This window comes from Cellulomonas sp. RIT-PI-Y (assembly GCF_025642745.1).
Lineage (GTDB): Bacteria > Actinomycetota > Actinomycetes > Actinomycetales > Cellulomonadaceae > Cellulomonas.
Map to the genome: position 1 here is coordinate 38,725 of NZ_JANZKP010000027.1, position 6,453 is coordinate 45,177.

Here is a 6,453-nt window from a genome sequence, read left to right on the forward strand (position 1 = left end):
ACCACGGAAAATCGGACAAAAGACCGTGATTCGCCCAGGGGTGGGTGATTCCTCACACAGGACGCTTGTCGCCCGGAGGTGTGACGGTCACCCTAGAGCCGTGCAGGCGGCGGCAGGGGTGCGAGAGACGGGTGCGGACACCGCACTCGTCGACGGCTTCGTACTGCACCTGCGGGCCCAGCGCGGGCTGTCCGAGCACACGATCCGGGCCTACGTGAGCGACCTGCGGGACCTGGCCGGCCACGCCCGGCGGCACGGCGTGGACGGACTGCGCGGTGTCGATCTCGCGGTGCTGCGCGGATGGCTCGCGTCGATGGCCGCCGCCGAGCGCAGTCGTGCCACCCTGGCGCGCCGGGGCGCGGCGGTCCGCACGTTCTTCGCCTGGGCCGCGCGCACCGGGAAGATCGGCTCGGATCCTGCGCTGCGGCTGGCCTCGGCCCGCCCGTCCTCCACGCTGCCGACCGTGCTCAGCCAGGACTCCGCCGCCGATCTGCTAGACGTGGCCCGGATCCGCGCCGACGACGAGGACCCGGTGCACCTGCGGGACTGGGCCGCCCTCGAGCTGCTCTACGCCACCGGTGTCCGGGTGGGCGAGCTGTGCCGCACCGACGTCGACGACCTGGACCTCGGCGAGCGCACGCTCCGGGTGCTGGGCAAGGGCGGCAAGGAACGCGTGGTGCCGGTGGGCGAGCCCGCCGTGGACGCCACCCGCGCCTGGCTCGGTCGTGGGCGTCCGGCGCTCGCGGTCGACGGCTCCGGTCCGGCGCTGTTCCTCGGTCGCCGCGGCGGCCGGGTCGACCAGCGTCAGCTGCGCACCGCGGTGCACGAGGTCGCCGGTGCCGCCGGGGTGGAGGACGTCGCCCCGCACGCCCTGCGGCACTCCGCCGCCACACACCTGCTCGAAGGCGGCTCCGACCTGCGTAGTGTGCAGGAGGTGCTCGGCCATTCGAGTCTGGCCACGACCCAGCGCTACACCCATGTGACCGCGGACCGCCTCCGCGCGTCGTTCGAGCAGGCCCACCCCCGAGCATGACCCTCGAGACGGAGACCCCCATGACTGTTCCGGTCGAGCAGCACACCGCCCCCGGTGCTGCCGTGCGCGCGCTGCGTGCACCCCGTGGCGTCATCCCGCACCAGGTCGGTGCGGACGGTGTGGACCCCGCGGACGGCGAGCTCGCCACCGTCGTGCTGCTGGCCGAGGGCGGCGATCTCACGGAGACGCTGGACGCGGTCGTCGTCACCGAGACGCTCGGGGACCTGATGCCGCAGGCACCGCGGCTCACCCTGGTCGAGCCGCTGGACCTGACCGGCCCGGACCCGAGCGATCTCCTGGGCGTCGCCGAGCCGGACCTGGCCGAGCTGGACGAGTCCGAGGAGGACCTGGAGCGGCGGACCGCGCTCGACCGGGTCGCCCAGGACTGGGCCGCGTTCAAGTCGGGCGGCGACCGCCTGGTGCGCGAGCGCCTGATCCTGCACTACGCGCCGTTGGTCACCGCGGTCGCGGGCCGGGTCGGGATGCGGCTGCCGGCGATGGTCGAGCAGGCGGACCTGGTGTCCTACGGCATGTTCGGCCTGATCGACGCGATCGAGAAGTACGAGCTCGGTCGTTCGGTGAAGTTCGAGACCTACGCGTCCTCGCGGATCCGCGGCGCGATCCTGGACGAGCTGCGGGCGATGGACTGGATCCCGCGTTCGGTGCGGACCAAGGCCCGGGCGGTGGATCGCGCGTACGCCGAGCTGGAGGCCGAGCTGCACCGGGTCCCCACCGAGCGGGAGGTCGCCGGGCGGCTCCAGATCGACCTGCGCGAGCTGCGCGCGCTGTTCACCCAGCTGTCCACGGTGAACGTGGCCGCCCTCGACGAGCTGCTCGGCGCCGGTGACTCCGACCGGCTCTCGCTGCTGGACACCCTGGGCGACGACCGCAGTCCGGACCCGGGCGACTCCTTCGAGGCGCAGGAGACCAAGTTCCTGCTGGCCCGGGCGATTGACCAGCTCGGCGAGCGGGAGAAGCTGGTGCTGGTCCTCTACTACTACGAGGGCATGACCCTGGCCGAGATCGGCCGCGTGCTCGGTGTCACCGAGTCCCGGATCTCCCAGATGCACACCGCCGCCATGCTGCGGTTGCGGGCCCGGCTGACCGAGGCCGACCGGGGCTGACCCGACCGCGGCCGCCACGTCGGGCAGCAGCACCACCGGCCCGCCGTGCAGCAGCTCCCAGGGATCGAGGTACTCCTCGCCCTGCCGCACGCCCCAGTGCAGGCAGCTCACGGGCTCGCAGTGCGTCGCCCCGCCGCCCAGGACCCCGATCGCCTGCCCGGCCGACACCCGGGCGCCGACCGGCAATTCGGTCAGGACGGGTTCGAGGCTGGTGCGCAGCCCGTCGTCGTGGGTCACGGTGAGCACCGGCCGGTCGACCACCACGCCCGCGAAGGTCACCGTCCCGTCCCGGGGCGCGAGCACGGGATCATCCGGAGCCGCCGCGAGGTCGACGCCGCGATGGCCGGGGGACCAGCGCTGCGCCGGACGGTCGAACCCCCGGACGAGGCGCGGCTCGCCGGCGACCGGGGCGGACCACACGGCTGGGGATGCCTGGGCGGACCCTGCGACCGGGGCGGGCACTGCGACCTCGGTGGACCCTGCGACCGGGGCCGACCCGGTGACCGGGGCCGACCCTGCGACCGGGGCGGCGGCGGACGCCGGGTCGCCCCCGGCACTGGAGCCCACCCCGGCCGGGCCGAGCGCGGCGAGCAGCACGACGGCCCCGAGCGAGGTGGCGAGGGTGCGTCGGATCGAGGGCATAGCGCCACGGTGATCCCGCACCGGATCGCCGGTCCAGCGACCGCGTGCCGCCCTGGGGACCACCACCCTGGAACGCCCGCTGTGGACGGTCGAGGGCCGGGTGATCACGGGCACATCGCCGCGGACTCCGAGCGCCCGCCGGTCCGGTAGACTCCTGCATGCGATCGGTACGTGCCGATCGACATCGCGCGTCATCCCCGCGATCCGACACCCTGGCGAGAGCCGGGACCGGAGCGCGGGCCGACGTCGGCAGCGGTCCGTCCGGGTCTCCCGGACGGTGTCGACCCAGGTGTGACGCCAGGGATGCCGCCCACCCGGTCGGCATCGACAACCGAACGAGCGGGTCCCGCCCAGCGCGGAGCCCGCGATCATGTCGCGCGCCCCCGTGGGGCGCGCCGGAAGGACGTGCCATGGCCGTCGTGACCATGCGCCAGCTGCTCGAGAGCGGTGTCCACTTCGGACACCAGACCCGCCGGTGGAACCCGAAGATGAAGCGCTTCATCTTCACCGAGCGCAACGGCATCTACATCGTCGACCTGCAGCAGTCGCTGTCGTACATCGACCGCGCCTATGAGTTCGTCAAGGAGACCGTCGCCCACGGCGGCAGCATCCTGTTCGTCGGCACCAAGAAGCAGGCGCAGGAGCCGATCGCGGAGCAGGCCGCTCGCGTCGGGATGCCCTTCGTGAACCAGCGCTGGCTCGGTGGCATGCTCACCAACTTCCAGACGGTGAACAAGCGCCTGCAGCGCCTCAAGGAGCTCGAGCTCATCGACTTCGACGACGTCGCGGGGAGCGCCTTCACCAAGAAGGAGCTGCTGATCATGCGTCGCGAGAAGGACAAGCTCGCCAAGACCCTCGGCGGCATCCGCGACATGGCCCGGGTCCCCTCGGCGGTGTGGATCGTGGACACCAACAAGGAGCACCTGGCCGTCGACGAGGCGCGCAAGCTCAACATCCCGATCGTCGCGATCCTGGACACCAACTGCGACCCCGACGTGGTCGACTTCCCGATCCCGGGCAACGACGACGCCATCCGCGCCGTGCAGCTGCTGACCCGCGTGATCGCGGACGCCGCCGCTGAGGGAACCATGGCCCGCCACGCCGCCCGCTCCGGCCAGAACGAGGGCGCCGCCGCCGGTGCCGCCGCCGAGGCCGAGCCGCTGGCCGAGTGGGAGCGTGAGCTGCTCGCCGGTTCCGAGTCCACCGGGGCCCCGGCCGCCGAGGCCGCCGCCGAGGAGGCCCCCGCCGCGGAGGAGGCCCCCGCCGCGGAGGAGACCCCCGCCGCCGAGGTCGCCGAGACCCCCGCCGCCGAGACCGCCGAGGCCCCGGCCGCGGAGTCCGGCGACGAGACCGCCAACTGACCCCCACGAGCACGAGGACGGATACCCAGATGGCGAACTACAGCCTGGCTGACATCAAGGACCTCCGTGAGGCCACCGGTGCCGGCATGATGGACGTCAAGAAGGCGCTCGAAGAGGCCGACGGCGACAAGGACAAGGCGCTGGAGATCATCCGCGTCAAGGGCCTGAAGGGCGTCTCCAAGCGTGAGAGCCGTTCCGCCTCCGACGGCCTGGTCGCCGCCGAGGTCGTGACCGCCGGTGACGGCGAGAACGAGGTCGGCGTCATCGTCGAGGTGAACTCGGAGACGGACTTCGTCACCAAGAACGCCACCTTCATCACCCTGGCGGAGAAGGTGCTCGCCACGGCGGTCGCCTCCGGTGCCCGCGACGCGGACGCCCTGATCTCGGCCGACGTCGACGGCAAGCCGCTGTCGGAGATCGTCGACGAGACCGCCGCGGTCCTGGGCGAGAAGCTCGTCGTGCGTCGCCTGGAGCGCGTCGCCGGCGAGAAGGTCACCCTGTACCTGCACAAGGTGAACAAGGACCTCCCGCCGCAGGTCGGCGTGCTGGTCGCCACCGACGCCAAGGGTGCCGAGATCGCCCGGGACATCGCCACGCACATCGCGGCGTTCTCCCCGACGTACCTCACCCGCGACGAGGTCCCGGCCGAGACGGTCGAGAACGAGCGCCGGATCGCCGAGGAGACCTCGCGCAACGAGGGCAAGCCGGAGGCCGCGCTGCCGAAGATCGTCGAGGGCCGCCTGAACGGCTTCTTCAAGGAGGTCGCCCTGCTGGACCAGCCCTTCGCGAAGGACCCGAAGAAGTCGGTCGGTCAGGTCCTGACCGAGGCCGGCGGCACCGTCACCGGCTTCGTCCGGTACCGCGTCGGCGCCTGACGCACCCCGCATCCGGTGGCCCCGGCCCGTACAGGGCCGGGGCCACCGGCGCGAGCACGACCAGCAGCACCCGCCAGCCGACGACCTCCCGGAGGGACCACCATGGCCACCATGATCGAAGAGACGACCGGCGAGGTCCGCACCGCACGACGGGTGCTGCTGAAGCTCTCCGGCGAGGCCTTCGGCGGGGGTGCGATCGGCCTGGACGCGGCGGTGGTGCGCCGGATCGCCAGCGAGATCGGCGCCGCGGTCGCTGACGGCGTGCAGGTCGCGATCGTGGTCGGCGGCGGCAACTTCTTCCGCGGCGCCCAGCTCGCCACGATGGGCCTGGACCGGTCCCGCGCGGACTACATGGGCATGCTCGGCACCGTGATGAACTGCCTGGCGCTGCAGGACTTCCTGGAGCAGGCCGGCGTGAGCACGCGGGTGCAGACCGCGATCACGATGGGCCAGGTCGCCGAGCCCTACATCCCGCTGCGGGCGATCCGGCACCTGGAGAAGGACCGCGTGGTCATCTTCGGCGCCGGGGCCGGCCTGCCCTACTTCTCCACCGACACCGTCTCGGTCCAGCGCGCGCTGGAGACGCACTGCGACGAGGTGCTGATGGGCAAGAACGGCGTCGACGGCGTCTACACCGCCGACCCGCGCACCAACCCGGACGCCCAGCGCCTGGACCACCTGACCTACACCGAGGCCATCGTCGGCGAGCTCGGCGTGATGGACTCCACCGCCCTGAGCATGTGCCGCGACAACGGTGTGCGGATGCGCGTGTTCGGCCTGGAGGAGCCGGGGAATGTCACCCGGGCGCTCCGGGGTGAGAAGATCGGGACCCTGGTCACCGAGGACTGACCCGCCAGACCCGGACCACAGAACCAAAGGAGCCACCGTGATCGACGACATCCTCCTCGAGGCCGAGGAGAAGATGGACAAGGCCGTCGAGGTCGCCAAGGAGGACTTCGCGGCGATCCGCACCGGCCGTGCGAACGCCGCGATGTTCAACAAGATCGTCGTGGACTACTACGGCGCGCCCACGCCGCTGCAGCAGCTCGCGTCCTTCCAGGTGACCGAGGCGCGCACCGTGCTGATCTCGCCCTTCGACAAGTCGGCGATGGCCGCGATCGAGAAGGCGCTGCGCGACTCCGACCTGGGCGTGAACCCGAGCAACGACGGCAACGCGATCCGGATCATCCTGCCCGCCCTCACCGAGGAGCGCCGCAAGGACTACGTGAAGCTGGCCAAGACCAAGGCCGAGGACGCCAAGATCTCGATCCGCAGCGTGCGTCGACGGGCCAAGGACGGCCTGGACAAGCTGGTCAAGGACGGCGAGGCCGGCGAGGACGAGGTCGCCCGGGCGGAGAAGGAGCTGGAGTCCCTGACCAAGGGGCACGTCGACACCATCGACACCGTCCTGTCCGCCA

At 72.0% G+C, this 6,453-nt stretch carries 6 protein-coding genes and 1 pseudogene; 6 read left to right on the forward strand and 1 reads right to left on the reverse strand.

Features of this window, described 5'->3' with window-relative positions:
• Positions 1-100 precede the first annotated feature (100 nt).
• Both OGL89_RS10180 and whiG read left to right on the forward strand, forming a co-directional pair.
• On the forward strand, positions 101-1,033 hold the full coding sequence (locus OGL89_RS10180; protein ID WP_263119951.1) for a tyrosine recombinase XerC: 933 nt from the start codon (positions 101-103) through the stop codon (positions 1,031-1,033).
• A gap of 227 nt (positions 1,034-1,260) precedes the next feature.
• Positions 1,261-2,157, forward strand: a complete 897-nt coding sequence (gene whiG / locus OGL89_RS10185) for an RNA polymerase sigma factor WhiG (protein ID WP_346770698.1) — start codon at positions 1,261-1,263, stop codon at positions 2,155-2,157.
• Between the two features lie 72 nt (positions 2,158-2,229).
• Here whiG and OGL89_RS17190 read toward each other — a convergent pair.
• Positions 2,230-3,171 (reverse strand): annotated as a pseudogene (locus OGL89_RS17190) (peptidoglycan DD-metalloendopeptidase family protein); the annotation flags it as partial.
• A 38-nt stretch (positions 3,172-3,209) separates the two neighbouring features.
• Here OGL89_RS17190 and rpsB point away from each other — a divergent pair.
• From rpsB to frr, 4 genes are all read left to right on the forward strand, one after another.
• Positions 3,210-4,160, forward strand: a complete 951-nt coding sequence (rpsB, locus tag OGL89_RS10195; protein WP_263119953.1) for a 30S ribosomal protein S2 — start codon at positions 3,210-3,212, stop codon at positions 4,158-4,160.
• A gap of 29 nt (positions 4,161-4,189) precedes the next feature.
• Positions 4,190-5,035 carry a translation elongation factor Ts gene (gene tsf / locus OGL89_RS10200; RefSeq protein WP_263119954.1) on the forward strand — a complete coding sequence of 282 codons (846 nt, stop codon included), beginning with the start codon at positions 4,190-4,192 and terminating at the stop codon, positions 5,033-5,035.
• A 111-nt stretch (positions 5,036-5,146) separates the two neighbouring features.
• Positions 5,147-5,884 (forward strand): UMP kinase, encoded by a 738-nt coding sequence (gene pyrH, locus OGL89_RS10205; RefSeq protein ID WP_263119955.1) that lies wholly within the window; start codon positions 5,147-5,149, stop codon positions 5,882-5,884.
• A gap of 37 nt (positions 5,885-5,921) precedes the next feature.
• A partial coding sequence (gene frr, locus OGL89_RS10210; protein ID WP_263119956.1) for a ribosome recycling factor occupies positions 5,922-6,453 on the forward strand: 532 nt, incomplete at its 3' end.

Excerpts from the sequence above, each read along its gene's own strand:
- whiG (WP_346770698.1), top strand. The coding sequence starts at position 1,261 with ATGCCGCAGGCACCGCGGCTCACCCTGGTCGAGCCGCTGGACCTGACC.
- rpsB (WP_263119953.1), top strand. The coding sequence starts at position 3,210 with ATGGCCGTCGTGACCATGCGCCAGCTGCTCGAGAGCGGTGTCCACTTC.
- tsf (WP_263119954.1), top strand. The coding sequence starts at position 4,190 with ATGGCGAACTACAGCCTGGCTGACATCAAGGACCTCCGTGAGGCCACC.
- pyrH (WP_263119955.1), top strand. The coding sequence starts at position 5,147 with ATGATCGAAGAGACGACCGGCGAGGTCCGCACCGCACGACGGGTGCTG.